At 62.3% G+C, this 17,648-nt stretch carries 17 protein-coding genes; 9 read left to right on the top strand and 8 right to left on the bottom strand.

Annotation, left to right across the window (positions count from 1 at the left end):
* Positions 1 to 168: 168 nt before the first annotated feature.
* From LCM4573_RS18710 to LCM4573_RS18695, 4 genes are all read right to left on the bottom strand, one after another.
* Complete coding sequence (locus LCM4573_RS18710; protein ID WP_071007894.1) at positions 169 to 1,686, bottom strand: tripartite tricarboxylate transporter permease; 1,518 nt, start codon at positions 1,684 to 1,686, stop codon at positions 169 to 171.
* A gap of 21 nt (positions 1,687 to 1,707) precedes the next feature.
* Complete coding sequence (locus LCM4573_RS18705; protein WP_071007893.1) at positions 1,708 to 2,202, bottom strand: tripartite tricarboxylate transporter TctB family protein; 495 nt, start codon at positions 2,200 to 2,202, stop codon at positions 1,708 to 1,710.
* On the bottom strand, positions 2,199 to 3,143 hold the full coding sequence (locus LCM4573_RS18700) for a tripartite tricarboxylate transporter substrate binding protein (protein ID WP_071007892.1): 945 nt from the start codon (positions 3,141 to 3,143) through the stop codon (positions 2,199 to 2,201). The genes LCM4573_RS18705 and LCM4573_RS18700 overlap by 4 nt, the downstream gene beginning before the upstream one ends.
* A gap of 236 nt (positions 3,144 to 3,379) precedes the next feature.
* Complete coding sequence (locus tag LCM4573_RS18695) at positions 3,380 to 4,450, bottom strand: ABC transporter substrate-binding protein (RefSeq protein WP_071007891.1); 1,071 nt, start codon at positions 4,448 to 4,450, stop codon at positions 3,380 to 3,382.
* A gap of 177 nt (positions 4,451 to 4,627) precedes the next feature.
* Here LCM4573_RS18695 and LCM4573_RS18690 point away from each other — a divergent pair, with 177 nt between their 5' ends.
* From LCM4573_RS18690 to LCM4573_RS18680, 3 genes are all read left to right on the top strand, one after another.
* Positions 4,628 to 5,134 carry a DUF1993 family protein gene (locus LCM4573_RS18690; RefSeq protein ID WP_071007972.1) on the top strand — a complete coding sequence of 169 codons (507 nt, stop codon included), beginning with the start codon at positions 4,628 to 4,630 and terminating at the stop codon, positions 5,132 to 5,134.
* Between the two features lie 65 nt (positions 5,135 to 5,199).
* Positions 5,200 to 5,877: a response regulator transcription factor gene (locus LCM4573_RS18685; RefSeq protein WP_071007890.1), complete on the top strand. Its 678-nt coding sequence runs from the start codon at positions 5,200 to 5,202 to the stop codon at positions 5,875 to 5,877.
* On the top strand, positions 5,874 to 7,253 hold the full coding sequence (locus LCM4573_RS18680; protein ID WP_071007889.1) for a sensor histidine kinase: 1,380 nt from the start codon (positions 5,874 to 5,876) through the stop codon (positions 7,251 to 7,253). The genes LCM4573_RS18685 and LCM4573_RS18680 overlap by 4 nt, the downstream gene beginning before the upstream one ends.
* Here the strand turns inward: LCM4573_RS18680 and nagA are convergent, their stop codons facing one another.
* The 4 genes from nagA to LCM4573_RS18660 are packed head-to-tail and all read right to left on the bottom strand — an operon-like array spanning position 7,254 to position 11,097.
* The gene (gene nagA / locus LCM4573_RS18675) at positions 7,254 to 8,414 is read right to left on the bottom strand and encodes an N-acetylglucosamine-6-phosphate deacetylase (protein ID WP_071007888.1); all 1,161 of its coding nucleotides are present in this window, start codon (positions 8,412 to 8,414) and stop codon (positions 7,254 to 7,256) included.
* Entirely contained in the window at positions 8,411 to 9,433 is a 1,023-nt protein-coding gene (locus LCM4573_RS18670) for an SIS domain-containing protein (RefSeq protein ID WP_071007887.1), read from the bottom strand. The genes nagA and LCM4573_RS18670 overlap by 4 nt, the downstream gene beginning before the upstream one ends.
* A gap of 12 nt (positions 9,434 to 9,445) precedes the next feature.
* Entirely contained in the window at positions 9,446 to 10,210 is a 765-nt protein-coding gene (locus tag LCM4573_RS18665) for a GntR family transcriptional regulator (protein WP_071007886.1), read from the bottom strand.
* On the bottom strand, positions 10,207 to 11,097 hold the full coding sequence (locus tag LCM4573_RS18660) for an N-acetylglucosamine kinase (protein WP_071007885.1): 891 nt from the start codon (positions 11,095 to 11,097) through the stop codon (positions 10,207 to 10,209). Before LCM4573_RS18660 ends, LCM4573_RS18665 begins: the two co-directional genes overlap by 4 nt.
* 208 nt (positions 11,098 to 11,305) lie before the next feature.
* On the opposite strand from LCM4573_RS18660, the gene LCM4573_RS18655 reads away from it, so the two are divergent.
* The 6 genes from LCM4573_RS18655 (at position 11,306) to LCM4573_RS18630 (ending at position 17,550) form a co-directional block, all read left to right on the top strand.
* Complete coding sequence (locus tag LCM4573_RS18655; protein ID WP_071007884.1) at positions 11,306 to 12,220, top strand: N-acetylmuramic acid 6-phosphate etherase; 915 nt, start codon at positions 11,306 to 11,308, stop codon at positions 12,218 to 12,220.
* A 23-nt stretch (positions 12,221 to 12,243) separates the two neighbouring features.
* Positions 12,244 to 13,500 carry an ABC transporter substrate-binding protein gene (locus LCM4573_RS18650; protein ID WP_071007883.1) on the top strand — a complete coding sequence of 419 codons (1,257 nt, stop codon included), beginning with the start codon at positions 12,244 to 12,246 and terminating at the stop codon, positions 13,498 to 13,500.
* Positions 13,501 to 13,674: 174 nt separating this feature from the next.
* Entirely contained in the window at positions 13,675 to 14,625 is a 951-nt protein-coding gene (locus LCM4573_RS18645; protein ID WP_071007882.1) for a carbohydrate ABC transporter permease, read from the top strand.
* A gap of 10 nt (positions 14,626 to 14,635) precedes the next feature.
* A complete protein-coding gene (locus LCM4573_RS18640) occupies positions 14,636 to 15,475 on the top strand; it encodes a carbohydrate ABC transporter permease (RefSeq protein WP_071007881.1) in 840 nt (279 codons plus the stop codon).
* A complete protein-coding gene (locus LCM4573_RS18635) occupies positions 15,472 to 16,536 on the top strand; it encodes a Gfo/Idh/MocA family protein (protein ID WP_071007880.1) in 1,065 nt (354 codons plus the stop codon). Before LCM4573_RS18640 ends, LCM4573_RS18635 begins: the two co-directional genes overlap by 4 nt.
* A 12-nt stretch (positions 16,537 to 16,548) precedes the next feature.
* A complete protein-coding gene (locus LCM4573_RS18630) occupies positions 16,549 to 17,550 on the top strand; it encodes an ABC transporter ATP-binding protein (RefSeq protein WP_071007879.1) in 1,002 nt (333 codons plus the stop codon).
* The last annotated feature ends 98 nt before the right edge of the window (positions 17,551 to 17,648 follow it).

Here is a 17,648-nt window from a genome sequence, read left to right as displayed (position 1 = left end):
GACTGTTTCGGAAGGTCGATTATCCGGACATAATGCCGTTTGTATTTATGGCAAGAAAAAGACGGCCATTTTTTCGCCACAAAGCACATTTCACCGGCACTGGAGTCAAAAAAGGGAGCGCAGCCGAAGCAGCGCTCCCTTCCGTCCTGGGAGGACTGAACCGAAAACTCAGTCTTCGCTTGCCGCCATCTGCGACAGCACTTCGCCCTTGCCGCGCGCGCGCAGGATGAGCGGCAGGATCAGCGCGATTGCCGCGACCGCCAAAAGCACCGCGGCGATCGGCGAGGTGAAGAGGACCGTCACGTCGCCCTGGCTGATCGCGAGCGCCCGGCGTAGCTGCTGCTCGGCGAGCGGCCCGAGGATGAGGCCGACCACGACTGGCGCGATCGGATAGCCGAAGACGCGCATGACATAGCCAAGCAGGCCGAAGGTCAGCAGCATGCCGAGCTCGAAGACCGAGGGGTTGGCGCCGATCGTGCCGAGTGTGGCGAACACAAGAATGCCGGCATAGAGCCAGGGCTTCGGAATCGTCAGCAGCTTCACCCAGAGGCCGATCAGCGGCAGGTTCAGCACCAGCAGCATGAGATTGGCGATGAGCAGCGAAGCGATGAGACCCCAGACGAGCTGCGGATTGGTCGCAAACAAAAGCGGCCCCGGCTGCAGGCCGTATTGCTGGAAGCCAGCGAGCATGATCGCCGCCGTCGCGGTGGTCGGCAGGCCGAGGGTCAGGAGCGGCACGAGCGTGCCGGCGGCCGATGCGTTGTTTGCCGCCTCGGGACCAGCCACGCCCTCGATCGCGCCGTTGCCGAACTCTTCCGGATGCTTGGTCAGCCGTTTTTCCGTCGCATAGGAGAGGAAGGTACCGATCTCGGCGCCGCCCGCCGGCATGGCGCCGATCGGGAAGCCGATCACGGTGCCCCGCAGCCAGGCCTTCCAGGAGCGCGCCCAGTCTGCGGCGTTCATCCAGACCGAACCCTTGACCRCTTCCACCGTTTCGGGTCCACGATTGCCCTGCGCGGCAATGTAGAGCGTCTCGCCGATCGCGAACATGGCAACGGCCATGGTGGTGACCTCAATGCCGTCGAGCAGGTCCGGAACGCCGAAGGAAAGACGGTTCTGGCCGGTCAACTGATCGATGCCGACGACTGAGAAGGCAAGCCCGATGAAGAGGGATGTCAGTCCGCGCAGCGTCGAGTCTCCGAAGGCGGAGGAGACGGTCACGAAGGCGAGCACCATCAGTGCGAAATATTCGCGCGGGCCGAAGATGAGCGCCAGCTTGACGATATAGGGGGCGATGAAGGCAAGCAGCAGCGTGGCGATGAGGCCGGCCACGAAGGAGCCGATCGCGGCTGTCGCAAGCGCCGGCCCGCCACGCCCGTTGCGGGCCATCTTGTTGCCTTCCAGCGCGGTGACGATCGAGGCGCTTTCACCGGGCGTATTGAGAAGGATCGAGGTGGTCGATCCGCCATACATGCCGCCGTAGTAGATGCCGGCGAACATGATGAGCGAACCGGTGGGATCGAGTCGGTAGGTGACGGGCAGGAGAAGGGCGACGGTCAGCGCCGGCCCGATGCCGGGGAGTACGCCGACGGCAGTGCCGAGCGTCACCCCGATCAGCGCATAGAGGAGGTTCATCGGCTCTGCTGCCGACATCAGCCCCTGCAGAAGGAATTCGAACGTGCTCATGGGCTTACTTTCGGAATGTCGTCAGAGAAACAGGTGTTCCAGCGGTCCTGCGGGCAGCGAAAGCTGCAGCAGGCCGGCGAAGATCAGCCAGATGATGAGACAGAGGACGATGCCCACGGGCAGTGTGATCCAGAGCTTCCTCTTGCCGAATCCGGCCGCCGTCATGGCGAAGAGAACACCGGTTGCGATCGAGAAACCGACCGTACGAAGCAGCAGCATCTGTGCAATCAGGCCGGCGACTATCCACACAACGGGACCGATTTCCTGATGCTCGCGCTCAGGGAAGTCGCGCCGGAAGGCGGCGATCACGGTCCATATCGCAAGGCCGATGAGCGCGAAGGCGATCCAGTCCGGAATGGTGGCCGGGCCGATCTGCGAATAGCCCGCCATGCCCTTCAGCCGGGCGACGTCGAAGAAGATAGTGCCCGCGATGACGACGAGCACGGCGGCAATGGCAAGCGCCGCCCTATCGGGGCGGCGCTGTTCCTTGACGGAGTTCTGACGGTCGAGACTCATTTGACCAGTCCGATGTCCTTGAGCACGGTTTCCGTGGCGGAAACATCCTTGGCGAGTTGCTCTTCAAAGGCCGGACCGGCGAGATAGGTGTCTGCCCAGCCCTTGGTCTTCAGGGTTTCCTGCCAGGTGTTCGACTTTGCGAGCTTGTCGACATCGGCGAGGACGGCAGCTTTTTGCTCGTCGGAAAGACCCGGAGCGGCCGCTACCATGCGCCAGTTCTGCAGCACGACGTCATAACCCGATTCCTTCAGCGTTGGGGCGTCGATACCTTCCACGCGCTCCTCGCTGGAAAGGGCGAGCAGACGCAGCGTGCCGGCCTTCACCTGGGATTCGAACTCGCCATAGCTCGATATGCCGGCGGTTACCTGGGAACCGAGAATGGCCGCAAGGGCTTCGCCGCCGCCGGAATAAGCAATGTAATTGATCTTGGTCGGATCGACCCCGGCAGCCTTCGCGAGCAGGCCGACTGCGATATGGTCCGTGCCGCCGGCCGAGCCGCCGCCCCAGGAAACCGAGCCCGGATCTGCTTTCAGCTTGTCGATGAGCTGACCGATGTTCTCGATATCCGACGACGCCGGAACGACGATTGCTTCGTATTCCCCGGTGAGGCGCGCGATCGGCGTCACGTCCTTCAGAGTTACTGGCGAATTGTTGGTCAGGATGGCGCCGACCATCACATAACCGCCAACGATAAGGGCGTTCGGGTTGCCCTTCTGCTGGCTAGCGAACTGGGCAAGGCCGATAGTGCCGCCGGCGCCGGGTACGTTGATCACCTGCACATTGCCGGAGATGCCTTCCTCCTGGAGAGCGGTCTGCAACGAGCGGGCCGTCTGATCCCAGCCACCGCCGGGGGCGGCAGGCGCCATGATCRTATAGTCGGCGGCATAGGCCGGAAGGGCGAGCGCGCCGGCAAGAAGGGAAGCAAGAAATACGTGTTTCAAGGGTCGATCCTCCAATAGGCGTCCAAAATCTGACGCAATGTCTGTTTTTTATGATGGGGAAGAGTTTAGGGCGGGTGCTTGCCGCTTGTTTTCTTCCTCCCAGCACAAATCGATCGCCCGCCTCCACAGGGGCGCCGATCTGCCTAAGCCAGCATATGAAGCTGACATCTACCTGACATTTTTCGCGGCGGGCGATTTTGACAAGGGCTGGCGGCCGCAAAGCGCCAAATTTCCGGCTATTGCAGCCGCAGCACCTCGTTCCAGCGATCGATCAGCCGCGCCCGCTTCACCTGGTCGAGATAGACCATCAGTCCAAGGCTGACCGGAACAGGCTTCAATTGGCCGCCCAGCATTTCCCGCAGCGTGGTGGCGGTATTGTTGCCGGCTACCTCCGGGCTGACGGCCGGAATCTGCAACTCGCGCGCCATGATCGTCTGCCCGCCCTTCGACATGAAGAATTCGAGATAGCGCTTGCCAAGCTCCGGGGAAGCGGCTGCATGCGGCACCAGCCCGATCCGGGACATAACCACCGTATAGTCCTTCGGCAGCACGATGCCGACATCCGGATGCCGGGAGGCCCAGTCGGCCGCATAGGAGCCGAGAATATTGTAGCCGAGCACGAACCGACCGTCGGCGACGCGCTCCACGATCGCCTGGCTGGTGGAATAGAGCTTGACGCCGGCAGCCCCCATGGCCTGGATCACCGACCAGATATCGCCGAACTGCTCCTGGTCGCGCGCCATGAAGAGAAAGCCGACGCCCGAACGTTCGATGTCATAGGTGCCGATCCGGCCGTAAACGGCGTCGCCCTTCTTCTTGAGATAGTTCACGAACTCGGCGCGTGTCGCCGGCGGCGGCTCATCCCGGAAACTCGGCTTATGGTAGACGAAGACCGCCGGCTCGAAGGTCAGTGCATAGGCCGTGTTGCGCCAGTTCGCCCAGCTCGGCCATTGTTCGCTCATCGGCAGGTCGCTCGGCTGCGCATAGCCGTCGTTGGCAAGCTTCACCTGCAGATCCATGGCGGAGGAGAAGGCGAAGTCGGCGGTCTTCTGCCCGGCATCGGTTTCCCTGACGATGCGGTCGTAGACTTCGCCGGTCAGCATATCCTCATAGCGGACGGCGACATCCGGATTGACGGCCTGGAAGCCGGCGATCATCGGTTTGGCAAGAGGCTCGTCGAGCGATGAATAGACCACCAGCACAGGCGCATCGGCCTTTGCCGAAGGGGCTGGATAGAAGGTCGTATCCGCCGCCGCGATATCCGGCAGCAGCGCCAGGCCGAGCAGGAGCTGGAAAATGCGTGTCATCCGGCAAGAATGCCTGAGGGAAATACGGGAAACAAGCAAGGGCAACCGACAGGCATCCTCACCGTGCAGGCATAAATGAGCCAACGACGCTGCGGAAGACTTGCGGAATTTCACGCCGCCACTACCTCTTGGCCGTCACAGATGCGCGTCGCGCATTCCACGCAAAAGGTCATGTCCATGTCGCTCTCCCTCTATGATGTCAGCATTCCGGTCTTCATCCGTACCTTCGGCAATCTCACGGAAATACTGAGAAAGGGAGAAGCCTTTGCCGACGAGAAGGGAATGGCCCACAAGGAACTTCTGGAAGCCCGACTGATCGAGGACATGTATCCGCTGACGGGTCAGATCCAGCGAGCCAGCGATACCGCCAAATTCGCCGCCGTTCGGGTGGYGGGAATCGAAAACGTGCCGATGGCCGATGACGAAACCAGCTTCTCGGAGCTGTATGCCCGCATCGAAAAGACCGTCGCGCTGCTGAAATCCATTCCGCAGAATGCCATGGACGGCAAGGAGGAAACGGAGGTCGTGCTCAAGACCCACAATGGTCCCGTCGAGTTCACGGGCAAGAGCTATATCCTCAATTTCGCGATCCCGAACTTCTTCTTCCATGTGACGACGGCATACGCCATCCTGCGCCACAAGGGCGTGCCGGTCGGCAAGATGGATTATCTCGGCCGCCGGTAACAACCATCCTCCGTGACATCTCCCTGTCCCGGCGTCTATAATCGGCGCCGAAGCGGGGAGATTTCGTGCGCATCCTTCTGGTCGAGGACAATCAGGCGCTGGCCGAGGGCCTGACGACGATCCTGCGCGGCAGCGGCTATGTGGTCGATGCCGTGGCTGATGGCGCTTCGGCCGAGGCGGTTGCCGCGGCCGAAGCCTACGATCTGGTCATCCTCGATCTCAACCTCCCCGAAATGGACGGGCTTGATGTCCTGCGGTCCATGCGGGCGCGGCAGAACAAGGCGGCGGTGATGATCCTGACCGCCAGGGGCACGCCGGAAGAGCGGGTGAAAGGCCTCGATCTCGGCGCCGACGATTACATGATCAAGCCTTTCGACATTTCCGAGTTCGAGGCGCGTATCCGCGTCCTGCTGCGGCGTCAGGCATGGCTCCGAAGCTCGGTCGTGCAATATGGCGGCGTGACGCTCGATCTCCCCTCCCGCACCTTTTCCAGTCATGGCGTGCCGCTCGATATCCCCGCCCGTGAGGTCGCGCTGCTGGAACTCCTTTTCATGCGCGCCGGAAAAGTGGTTTCGAAAGATGCGATCGTGGCCTCGCTGACCGGCTTTGGGGACGACCTGTCCGCCAACGCCATCGAGCAATATGTCAGCCGGCTGCGCCGCCGGCTGGCGCCCCACGGGTTGACGGTCAAGACCGCACGCGGCATCGGCTATTATCTCGAGGCGGCGGCGCCTGGCTCATGACCCCGGCTGTCGCCTATTCGCTACGCCGCCGGCTGCTCGCCTGGCTCCTGCTTTCGACCGCGGTGATCGGCTCCATCGCACTGATCGACACCTGGGGCGAGGCGGTGGATACGGCCAATGAAGTTTCCGATCGCGTGCTGGCGGGCTCGGCGCTGGCGATCGCCGAGCGGGTGATCGTGGCGGAGGATGGCACGCTCGAGGTCGATATCCCCTATGTGGCGCTCGAAATGCTGACATCCGCCGCCCAGGACCGCGTCTTCTACCGGGTGGATGGACCGCCGGGAAACTTCATCACCGGTTACCAGAACCTGCCCTCGATCGCCCGGAGCGAGGGCCAGGCGCCCGCTTTCCAGAATACGACTTTTCGCGGCGAACCCATCCGCGTCGCGGCGCTCGCCCGCTCGGCCTCAACGGGCGTCAATTCCGTACCCTTCATCGTCACCGTTGCCGAAACGACCATCGCGCGTGAGCAGTTGACGCGGGAGATACTTATCCGGTCGGCGCTGCGCCTTCTGCTCATGATCGCGGGCGCTGCGGCCATCGTCTGGGTGGCGGTCACGCTGTCCCTGCGCCCTCTTTATCGGTTCAGCGAGGCGATAGCCGAGCGCAGCCCCGACGATCTGCATCCGATCAACGAACGCGTGCCGAACGAAGTGCAGGGGCTGGTCGATACCGTGAATTCCTTCATGGTGCGTCTCGAGAGTGCGCTGAAGGCGCTGCGCCACTTCACCGGCAACGCCAGCCACCAACTTCGCACGCCGCTCGCTATCATCCGCACCCAGTTGGCGCTGGCTGCCCGAGCAACCGGCCTTGAGGAAGCGAAGGAAGCGGCCCGCAAGGCGGACGAGGCGGTGGCCGATGCCGAGCGCATCGTCGCGCAACTGCTGCTAATGGCCAAGATCGATGCCGCAACGCGGTCTGCTTCGCTCGTCTCTACGGATATCGCTGCTCTGGCACGCGGCATCACGGCGGACCATGTACCGCTTGCGGCGGAAGCCGGCATTGATCTCGGCTTTGAGGGCGAGGCCGAAGCGGTAGTGGCCGCCGAGCCTCTGCTTGTAGGAGAGCTTCTGAAGAACCTGCTGACCAATGCGCTGCTCTACGCCGGCCACGGTGCGGAGGTGACGGTCAGGGTGGCGAGAAGCGAGAACGCGGTGGTTCTGGAGGTGGAGGATGATGGTCCTGGCATTCCGAAGGAAAGCCGGGACGCAGCGCTGAAGCGCTTCGATCGCGGTGGCCGGCAGGATAGGACGGGAAGCGGGCTCGGCCTGCCTATCGTCGAGGAGATCGCCAGCCTTCACGGCGCAGAGGTGAGCCTGCTCGACGGCGCCAAGGGCCGCGGGCTGAAGGTCGAGGTCCGCTTTCCCGCTGCCTGATTATTGCCGGTGCACGCAGTCGCCGCCGATCCAAGTACTCTTCATATCGAGGCTATCGCTCAGCAGCACGAAATCCGCGTCATATCCCGGTTTCAGCGTGCCCATGCGATCGCTGAGTCCCATGGTCTCGGCCGGATAGGTGGAAGCCATCCGGACCGCCTCTTCGAGCGGCAGTCCAAGCGCCTCGTGTACGAAACGGACGGATGAGAGCATGTCGATATCGGCGCCGGCGAGCGTCCCGTCGGCAAGTGTCAACCGGCCGCCCTGGCGCAGGATTTCGCGCCCGTTCAGCGTGAAGCTCTTCAGATCTGTGCCGATGGTCGACATGGCATCGGTGACGATGAAGATCTTGCCCGGTCCGTTCTTGGCGCGCAGCGCGGCCGCCATGGAAGCCGGGTGCACATGGATGCCGTCGGCGATCAGCCCCGCATGGAGCGATCCGATATCGAGCGCAGCACCGACAAGGCCGGGCTGGCGGTGGCCGAGCGGGCTCATGGCGTTGAAAAGGTGTGTGACGGTCCGGGCCCCTGCCTCGGCATAGCGTCTTGCGGTATCGTAATCCGTTTCCGTATGGCCGAGACTGACGACGAAGCCGGCCGCCGCGAGCCGCGCCACCTGTTCGGCGGTGACGTTTTCCGGCGCGATGGTGGTCATCAGCGCAGGCAGCCTGCCTTGGCAGGAAAGGATGAGGTCGAGATCGGCCTCTTCCATCGGCCGGATCAGCTTCGGGTCATGCGCGCCCTTGCGGGCGAGCGAAAGATGCGGACCTTCGAGATGCAGGCCGAGGAAGCCGGGAACGCCTTCTTCGGTCGCCCGCTTGCCGGCGGCAACGACGGCCGCCGTGATCTCGCGCGTATCGGTAATCAGCGTCGGYAGGAGCGCGGTCGTACCGAATTTCGTATGGGCGTCGCAGATCGCACGCAGTCCCTCGACGGTGGGTTCGTCGTTCAGCATTACCCCGCCGCCGCCGTTCACCTGCAGGTCRATGAAGCCGGGCACGATCATGCCGCCACCGGCATCGATCCTCTCCGCATCGGAGGGGATGTTGTTCTGCGGCTGGATTGCCTCGATCTTGCCGTCGAAAATCAGAAGCGCGGCATCGTCGTGCCAGGTGGTGCCGTCGAAGATGCGGGCGCCGGTGATGGCTTTTCTGATGGTCATCGGGTTTCGGTCACCTTCTTGAGGGCTGCCGGCGCATCGGGATTGAAGCCCCGGGCACGCGACCAGGCCTCTACGAAGCCGTAGAAGGGCAGGATCAGCGCCAAGGCGTCGGTGATCGGGTGGCCGGTCGCAACGAAGGGCAGGGTTTGAGCCTGTTTCACGTTGGAGGAAGTCACGAAGACCGAAGCCCCCTTGGCCGCCAACCCGTCGGCTATCTCGACGGCCGAGGCTTGGGCCGCGTCGCGTGCGGCGAAGCTTATGACCGGAAACTGCTTGCCGACCAGCGCCACCGGCCCATGCAGCACCTCGGCCGCTGAATAGGCCTCCGCATGCATGTTGGAGGTTTCCTTGAATTTCAGTGCGGCCTCGCTGGCGATCGCGAGCGCCGGGCCGCGCCCGAGCATGTAAAGCGATTCCGCCTCGCCAAGCGCCTCTGCAAGTTCGGTCCATTCGAGTGCAACGGCCTTTGCGAAATGTTCCGGCAGGTTGCGGATTGCTTCCTTCAGCGCCTCGTCCTCAGTCCATTCCGAAAGCACGGCAAGGCCGGCGACGATCGAGTTGACGAAGGATTTAGTGGCTGCGACGGCAAGTTCGGGACCGGCCTGGATGTCGAGCGCGTGGCGGGAAGCCGAAGCAAGCGGCGAAGGGATCGTGTTGGTGAGCGCGATGGTGACCGCGCCGGAATCGGTGGCGGCCTGCGCCATGGAGACGATGTCAGGGCTCTTGCCGGATTGCGAGATCGCGATCGCGGCGCCGCCTTGCAGCTTCAGCTTGGCGCCGTAGATCGACGCGAGCGACGGCCCCAGCGAAGCCACCGGCCGGCCGGTGGTGAGTTCCGCGGCATATTTGATGAAGGTCGCGGCGTGGTCGGAGGAGCCGCGGGCGATAGTGATCAGGAATGCCGGATCTTTCTCGCGAAGCGCCCGGCCGGCGGCCGCGAAATCCGCAGCGCCCTTTTCCAGAAGCCGTGCCGTCGCTTCCGGCACCTCGTTGATCTCTTGGCGCATATGGGTCTGCATCGTTTCGTCCTGTCAGTTTCCGCCGATCGTAAGCTCGGCCACGAAGTCATAGGCATCGCCGCGATAGAGCGAGCGGGTGAATTCCACCACGCGTCCCGAAGCGAGATAGGAAATTCGCTCGATCGAGAGCCCCGCGGCACCCACCGGCACCGCCAGAAGCCCGGCATCCGGGTTCTTCACGTTGCAGGCCGAAATACGCTGGATGGCACGCACCGGCCGCGAACGGGTCTTTTCGAGCTCCGCATAGAGTGAGGTATCGACCTTGCGAGGATCGGGCAGGAATTCCGCGGAAAGACTTGCGCGTTCGATGGCAAGCGGCATGTCGTTGGCGATGCGAAGCCGCCCGAGCCTGGCGACCATCGTGCCGGGCGCAAGGCCGAGCATCATCATTTCCTCGGGCGAGGGATGGAAGAGCCCCCGTTCCAGCCACTCGGCGCGGGTCTCCAGTCCACGTCGCGCCATGTCCTCGGTGAACGAGGTGAGCTGCGACAGCGGCTGTTGCACTTTCGAGACCGGCTTGACGACGAAAGTGCCGGAACCCTGTCTTCTGGCCAGCAACCCGTCCTTCACGAGGTCGTCCACTGCCTTGCGCACGGTCACGCGGCTGACATTCGCATAGTCGGCCAGGTCGCGTTCGGCCGGTAGGGCATCCCCATGGGCGAGCCGGCCGGATTGGATGGCATCCTCCAGCGTCTGGCGGAGCTTGAGGTAGAGCGGTCCGCTTCCTATCGATTGCAGAGCATCGAGCGGCAGGATCGCGGAAAGCGCCTGGTTCATGATGCAGCCCTCGCACCGGCCTGGAAGGTGCTTGCCGCGAGTGCCACCGCGCCGGTCAGCGCATCCGCAAGCGGTTCGGAAAAGCGGATGCGATGCCGGTCCGCAAGATAGGCGGGATAGATGCCGGCAAGCCCGCCGAGCAGGCAGAGCCTTCCCGTTCCGCCGGTGATGGCGGCTACCGCATCCAGCGCCTCGTCCACGTGAGCCGCCGCTTGCCCCATAAGCCGCAGCGCGCTTCCGTCTCCCTTTGAGGCGAAGTCTATGACCTTGGGGGCATAGCGCCCGAAGAGACCTGGATGCGCATTGCGCGCGAAATCGACCACCTTGGTCGGGTCGTTATCGAACTCGTCGAGGATTTCTCTGCAAAGCCCGGTCATGGGGCGGATATGGTCGTAGGCAAGCAGGCTTTCCTGCAGGGCGGCATGGCCGAGGCGCGCGCCGCCGCCGAGATCGCCGGCCTGGAATCCCCAGCCGCCAAGATAGTGCAATTCGCCCTGATGCCGGACGATGAAGATCGTGCCGGTGCCGACGATCGCAATCGCTCCATCCTCGTCTCCGATAGCGCCTTGCAAGGCGATGAGCCCGTCCGACACGATTTCCGAACGCGCGAAGGGCAGCCTCGCACGTACGTAGTTTACCGCATCCCCGACATTGTTTCCGGCAAGTCCGAGTAGGGCGGAGGCGGATGCATGGAGTTCCGGGTCAAGTCCGGCATCGCGAAAGGCCAGCTGTGCGCATTCCGTGATGTGCTTGAGAGCGGTATCCGGATCGGTGAGAATATTGGAAGCACCGCTCTTGCCGCGCCCCAGGATGCGGCCATCGGCATCGGCGACAGCCGCGCGGCAACTTGTTCCTCCGCCATCGATTCCAATCAGATAGGATGCCATGGATACCTCCGAGGCGGATAATACCAAAAAACTACCATTAACCAAGGGTCAATCCGTCGCTGGAAAATGAATGGTTTTTAGATGATTGTTTTTGCTTGATAATTTCGTCTTCCAGACGTTTGATGCCTGCCGCCAGGCATAAAAGTTAATTTTCCTTCTGGACAATTGGTATTTTTTTGGCATCATTTTGTCATCAGGGGAGAAGCGGATGAGCGGAATTGCCACCGAAGCCAGGCACGGGAAAGCGGAAGGGCTGGATAGGCTCGCTCCGAAGGAGATCCTGACGCTTCTGGCAATGGGCCAGCAGGAGGCGGCGAGCGCCGTCGATGGCGCGATCGGTGCGATCGCGAAGGCCGCCGATCTCGTTTCCTCGACTTTGCGCGCCGGCGGCAAGCTCGTTTATGCGGGTGCCGGAAGCTCCGGCCTGATGGCCATGGCCGACGCGCTCGAACTTCCCGGAACCTATGGAATTCCCCGCGAGCAGATCGTGCTTCTCTTGGCCGGCGGCATTTCCAGCCTCACGGATATGGAGGGCGCGCCGGAAGACGATGTCGCGCTCGCCGAGAGGGATGCGGAGACAATCGCCGCAGGCGATTGCGTGATCTGCGTTTCCGCCAGCGGCTCGACGCCGTATGCGCTAGCGGTGGCCCGTGTTGCAAAGGCGCGAGGCGCCCGTATCGTCGCCATGGCCAATAATGCCGATGCGAAGCTGTTCGCCGGTGCGGATGCCGCGATCCTGCTTGCCACGCCGCCRGAACTGGTTGCGGGCTCCACACGCATGGGCGCGGGAACCGCCCAGAAGATCGCCTTCAATATGCTGTCTACACTGGCGGCCGTCCAGCTCGGTCACGTATATGACGGACACATGGTCAATTTGCGCGCCGACAATGAAAAGCTCCGTGCCCGCGCCGCCCGCATGGTCTCGGAAATTTCCGGAGCCGGGATCGACGAGGCTTTCCGGCAGATGCAGGCGGCAGGCGGTTCCGTGAAGATTGCAGTATTGCTTGCCGCCGGCGCACCGGATGCCGATGCGGCGCGCGAGGCTCTGGCGCGTTCGGGCGGGGTCCTGCGTCCGGCCCTTGCCGAATTTGAGAATTCAACCGGGTTCCACAAACGCGCTTGAAGGCGCAAAAGAGGGAGAACATCATGACCCGCATCTTGAAAGGCATGCTTTTTGCCACGACCGTGCTCGCTCCGGCGAGTATGGCCTATGCTCAGGACGTCACGCTGACGATCGAGAGCTGGCGCAACGACGACCTGCCGATCTGGCAGGAGAAGATCATTCCGGCCTTCGAGGCGAAGAACCCGGGCATCAAGGTTACCTTCTCGCCGACCGCGCCGACCGAGTATAACGCCGCTCTCAACGCCAAGCTCGATGCGGGTTCCGCCGGCGACCTCATCACCTGCCGTCCGTTCGATGCGTCGCTCGAGCTCTTCAACAAGGGGCAGCTCGCCAGCCTGAATGATCTGCCGGGCATGGAGAATTTCTCCGATGTCGCCAAGTCAGCATGGACGACGGACGACGGCGCCACCACCTTCTGCGTTCCGATGGCCTCGGTCATTCACGGCTTCATCTACAATGCCGACGCCTTCAACGAACTGGGTCTGACGCCGCCGGCGACGGAAGCCGAGTTCTTCGCTCTCCTCGACAAGATCAAGGAAAACGGCAACTATATCCCGATGGCCATGGGCACCAAGGATCTCTGGGAAGCCGCGACCATGGGCTATCAGAACATCGGTCCGACCTACTGGAAGGGTGAGGAAGGTCGCAAGGCTCTCATCAAGGGCGAGCAGAAGCTGACGGACGAGCCCTGGGTAGAGCCCTATAAGGTGCTCGCCAAGTGGAAGGATTATCTGGGCGACGGGTTCGAGGCGCAGACCTATCCGGACAGCCAGAACCTCTTCACCCTCGGTCGCGCCGCCATCTATCCGGCCGGCTCCTGGGAAATCGGACCGTTCAACACGCAGGCGCAGTTCAAGATGGGCGCCTTCCCACCGCCGGTGAAGAACGCGGGCGATACCTGCTACATCTCCGACCACAACGATATCGGCATCGGCCTCAATGCCAAGAGCGGCAATGCGGAAGCGGCCAAGAAATTCCTTTCCTTCGTCGCTTCGGCGGAATTCGCCGACCTCTACGCCAATGCACTGCCCGGCTTCTTCAGCCTGAATTCGACGGCGGTGAAGATGCAGGACCCGCTGGCGCAGGAATTCGTCTCCTGGCGCGAAAAGTGCCAGCCGACGATCCGCTCCACCTATCAGGTTCTTTCGCGCGGCACGCCGAACCTGGAAAACGAGACCTGGGTGGAATCGGCCAACGTCATCAACGGCACCGATACGCCTGAGCAGGCGGCCGAGAAGCTGCAGAAGGGTCTCGATAGCTGGTACAAGCCGGCGAAGTGAAGCTTATCGCTGAAAGCCCCTCATCCACCCTGCCGGGCACCTTCTCCCCGTTTTTTCGGGGAGAAGAGACTTGCCGCAAGCTCGATCATTCCCTCTCCCCGCTCGCGGGGAGAGGGCTAGGGTGAGGGGCAATCTCTAAAGCCAGGGCTTACCCTAAACACGGACCCGAACATAATGACCGACGCCGAAGTGACAGATATCGAGACTGGCCCGGCCAAGCGTCCGGTGCGCTGGCATATCGCCGTCTTTCTGGCGCCTGCCGTCATCGTCTACACGGCAATCATGATCCTGCCGCTGATCGAGACGCTGAGGCTTTCCTTCTTCAACCTCGTCGAAGGGCAGGTGCGGTTCGTCGGGCTTGCAAACTTCAAGGTTCTGTTCGGCGATCCGCGCTGGGCGGCGGAGTTCTGGAACGCACTCAAGAACAATGTCATCTTCTTCGTAATCCACATGCTGGTGCAGAACCCGATCGGCATTGCGCTTGCCGCCATGCTTTCTGTGCCCAACCTGCGCTTCGCCGCCTTCTATCGCAGCGCCATCTTCGTGCCGACGCTGCTCTCCTTTGTGATCGTCGGCTTCATCTGGAAGCTTATCCTCTCGCCCATCTGGGGCATTACGCCTTGGATGCTGGACTGGGTCGGCCTCAAATGGGCCTTCGTGCCGTGGCTCGGCAAGCCGAATACGGCGCTTATCGCCGTCTCGCTGATCTCCRTCTGGCAATATGTCGGCATTCCGATGATGTTGATCTATGCGGCACTCCTCAATATACCGGACGAGGTGCTGGAGGCCGCCGAATGCGACGGTATCACCGGTTGGAGCCAGTTCTGGAAGATCAAGCTGCCGCTCATCCTGCCGGCGATCGGCATCATCTCGATCCTCACCTTCGTCGGCAACTTCAACGCCTTCGACMTGATCTATACGGTTCAGGGTGCGCTCGCTGGTCCTGACAAGTCCACCGATATCCTGGGAACGCTGCTTTACCGCACCTTCTTCGGCTTCCAGCTCCAGCTCGGCGACCGCTCCATGGGCGCGACGATTGCTACCGTTATGTTCCTGATCATCCTGGCCGGCGTTTCGCTCTATCTTTTCGTCATCCAGCGGCGCATGCGTCGCTATCAGTTCTGAGGGTCGGAAAATGTCGAAAGCCCGCTTTTCCCCGACCCGCTCCGCCTTYGTCCACCTGGCGTTGATCGCTTATACCCTTGTCGCGCTCTTCCCAGTCTTCCTGACGATCGTGAACTCGTTCAAGAACCGCAATGCGATCTTCCGTGAGCCGATGTCGCTTCCCACCCCGTCGACCTTCAGTCTGGTGGGCTATGAGACGGTGTTCGCCCAAGGGGATTTCCTCGGTTACTTCCAGAACAGTCTGATCGTCACCGTCGCCTCGATCGCGCTGGTGCTGCTGTTCGGCRCCATGGCCGCTTTCGCGCTTTCCGAATACCGCTTCCGTGGCAACACGCTGATGGGCCTTTATCTCGCGCTCGGCATCATGATCCCGATCCGCCTTGGCACGGTGGCGATCCTCCAGGGCATGGTGGCGAGCGGCCTCGTCAACACGCTGACGGGGCTGATCCTGGTCTATACCGCGCAAGGATTGCCGCTTGCGGTATTCATCCTGTCGGAATTCATGCGCACGGTCTCGGACGATCTGAAGAATGCCGGTCGCATCGACGGGCTCTCAGAATACGCGATCTTCTTCCGGCTCGTTCTGCYGCTGGTGCGCCCGGCCATGGCCACCGTCGCCGTTTTCACCATGATCCCGATCTGGAACGATCTCTGGTTCCCGCTGATCCTGGCGCCCGGTGAAAGCACCAAGACGGTTACCCTCGGCGCCCAGATGTTCATCGGCCAGTTCGTCATCAACTGGAATGCGGTGCTGTCGGCGCTCTCACTTGCCATCCTGCCGGTCCTCATCCTCTATGTCATCTTCTCGCGGCAATTGATCCGCGGCATCACCTCCGGAGCCGTGAAGTGACGTCATCCGAAAAACCGATCCGCGTCCTGGTGGCGGGCCTCGGCAATATGGGCCGAAGCCATGCGCTCGCCTATCATCGCAATCCGGGCTTCGAGATCGTCGGCCTGGTGAACCGCTCGGCCGTCGCCCTGCCGGAGGAGTTGCGGGGCTATGAGATCCATCCCCGCTTCGAGGATGCGCTGGCCGAGCTGAAACCGGATCTCTGCTCCATCAATACCTATTCCGATACCCATGCGGATTATGCAGTGATGGCTTTCGAGGCGGGCTGCCACGTCTTCGTGGAAAAGCCGCTCGCCACGACGGTCGCGGATGCCGAGCGCGTCGTCGCGGCGGCGGGCAAACATGGCCGCAAGCTGGTGATCGGCTATATTCTGCGCCATCATCCTTCCTGGATGCGCCTGATCGCCGAGGCCCGCAAGCTAGGGCCGCCTTATGTCTTCCGCATGAACCTCAACCAGCAGTCCAGCGGCCCGACCTGGGAAACGCACAAGGCGCTGATGCACACGACAAGCCCTATCGTCGATTGCGGCGTTCATTATGTGGATGTCATGTGCCAGATCACCGATGCGAGGCCCGTGCAGGTGCGCGGCATGGGGCTGAGGCTCTCGGACGATATCGCGCCCGATATGTACAATTACGGCCATCTGCAGGTGATGTTCGAAGACGGTTCGGTCGGCTGGTATGAGGCGGGCTGGGGCCCGATGATCTCGGAAACGGCCTTCTTCGTGAAGGATGTCATGTCGCCCAGGGGCTCTGTCTCCATAGTCATGGACCCGAACGTCAGGTCGGATGACATCGATGCGCATACCAAGACCTCGGTGATCCGCGTCCATAACGCCGAAACGGGCCCTGATGGCCGCTTCTTAAAGGCCGATGAGCATCTCGCCATGGCGGGAGAACCGGGCCATCAGGATCTCTGCGATCTCGAACAGGCCTACGTGTTGAAGGCCATCCGCAAAGACATCGACCTTACCCGGCACATGAATGATGCCGTGCAGTCGCTCCGCATCTGCCTCGCGGCGGATGAGAGCGTTCGCACCGGCGCGCCGATCTTTCTTTAAAGGAAAACGCTTTTGGGTTCGCTGCAACTTAAATCCATCCGCAAGGCCTTCGGCAGCCACGAGGTGCTGAAGGGAATCGACCTCGAAGTCGAGGATGGCGAATTCGTGATCTTCGTCGGCCCCTCCGGTTGCGGCAAGTCCACGCTCCTGCGCGTTATTGCAGGCCTTGAGGACGCGACCTCCGGCAGCGTGCGGATCGATGGCCGGGAAGTTTCCGCCACTCCGCCGGCGAAACGGGGCATCGCCATGGTCTTCCAGTCCTATGCGCTTTATCCGCACCTGTCGGTGAAGGACAATATGGGCTTGGGACTGAAGCAGGCCGGCACGGAGAAGGCCGAGATCGACGCGCRTGTTGCCAAGGCGTCCTCCATGCTCTCGCTCGATCCCTATCTGGCCCGGCGCCCGGCGGAGCTTTCCGGCGGTCAGCGCCAGCGTGTCGCTATCGGCCGCGCCATCGTGCGAGAGCCGAAGCTTTTCCTGTTCGAYGAGCCGCTCTCCAACCTGGATGCGGCACTGCGCGTCCAGACACGGCTGGAGATCGCCGCGCTGCACCGGCGGCTGAAGGCGACGATGATTTACGTCACCCATGACCAGGTGGAGGCGATGACGCTCGCCGACAAGATCGTGGTGCTGAACGGCGGCACGATCGAGCAGGTGGGCTCTCCCATGGAGCTGTATAACAGGCCGGCCAATCTTTTCGTTGCTGGTTTCATYGGCTCGCCTCAGATGAATTTCGTCCCGGCCGAAAGACTTCAGCGTTCGGATGCAAAAACCATCGGCATCCGGCCGGAGCATATTTCGCTCTCGCGCGAAAGCGGCGAGTGGAAGGGCAAAGTGATTCACGTGGAGCATCTCGGCGCAGACACGATCGTCTATCTGGAAACGGAAAAGGCCGGTCTTCTGACTGTCCGGCTCTTCGGCGAACACGCCCACGCACCCGATGACGTGGTTTTCGCTACGCCGGATAACGCCAGCATCCATCGCTTCGACGCGGACGGGAAGGCGATCGCCTGATCCCGCGCTACGGGCGCTTCATCCGCTTTCATCATGTCTGACGCTTGCCGCGTGAAGCGGCAAGCTCCCTTGCGTCTTCAGGCGCGCGAAACGGAAGC

Origin of the sequence: Rhizobium sp. LCM 4573 (assembly GCF_001854865.1) — a bacterium.
GTDB lineage: Bacteria > Pseudomonadota > Alphaproteobacteria > Rhizobiales > Rhizobiaceae > Neorhizobium.
The sequence above is the reverse complement of the archived record's forward strand: the minus strand, read 5'-3'. Positions and strand labels throughout refer to the sequence as shown.

Bases quoted from the DNA above. Each gene is read 5' to 3' on its own strand.
- LCM4573_RS18705 (WP_071007893.1), bottom strand. From the start codon at position 2,202: ATGAGTCTCGACCGTCAGAACTCCGTCAAGGAACAGCGCCGCCCCGAT.
- LCM4573_RS18695 (WP_071007891.1), bottom strand. From the start codon at position 4,450: ATGACACGCATTTTCCAGCTCCTGCTCGGCCTGGCGCTGCTGCCGGAT.
- LCM4573_RS18680 (WP_071007889.1), top strand. From the start codon at position 5,874: ATGACCCCGGCTGTCGCCTATTCGCTACGCCGCCGGCTGCTCGCCTGG.
- LCM4573_RS18670 (WP_071007887.1), bottom strand. From the start codon at position 9,433: ATGCAGACCCATATGCGCCAAGAGATCAACGAGGTGCCGGAAGCGACG.
- LCM4573_RS18665 (WP_071007886.1), bottom strand. From the start codon at position 10,210: ATGAACCAGGCGCTTTCCGCGATCCTGCCGCTCGATGCTCTGCAATCG.
- LCM4573_RS18660 (WP_071007885.1), bottom strand. From the start codon at position 11,097: ATGGCATCCTATCTGATTGGAATCGATGGCGGAGGAACAAGTTGCCGC.
- LCM4573_RS18650 (WP_071007883.1), top strand. From the start codon at position 12,244: ATGACCCGCATCTTGAAAGGCATGCTTTTTGCCACGACCGTGCTCGCT.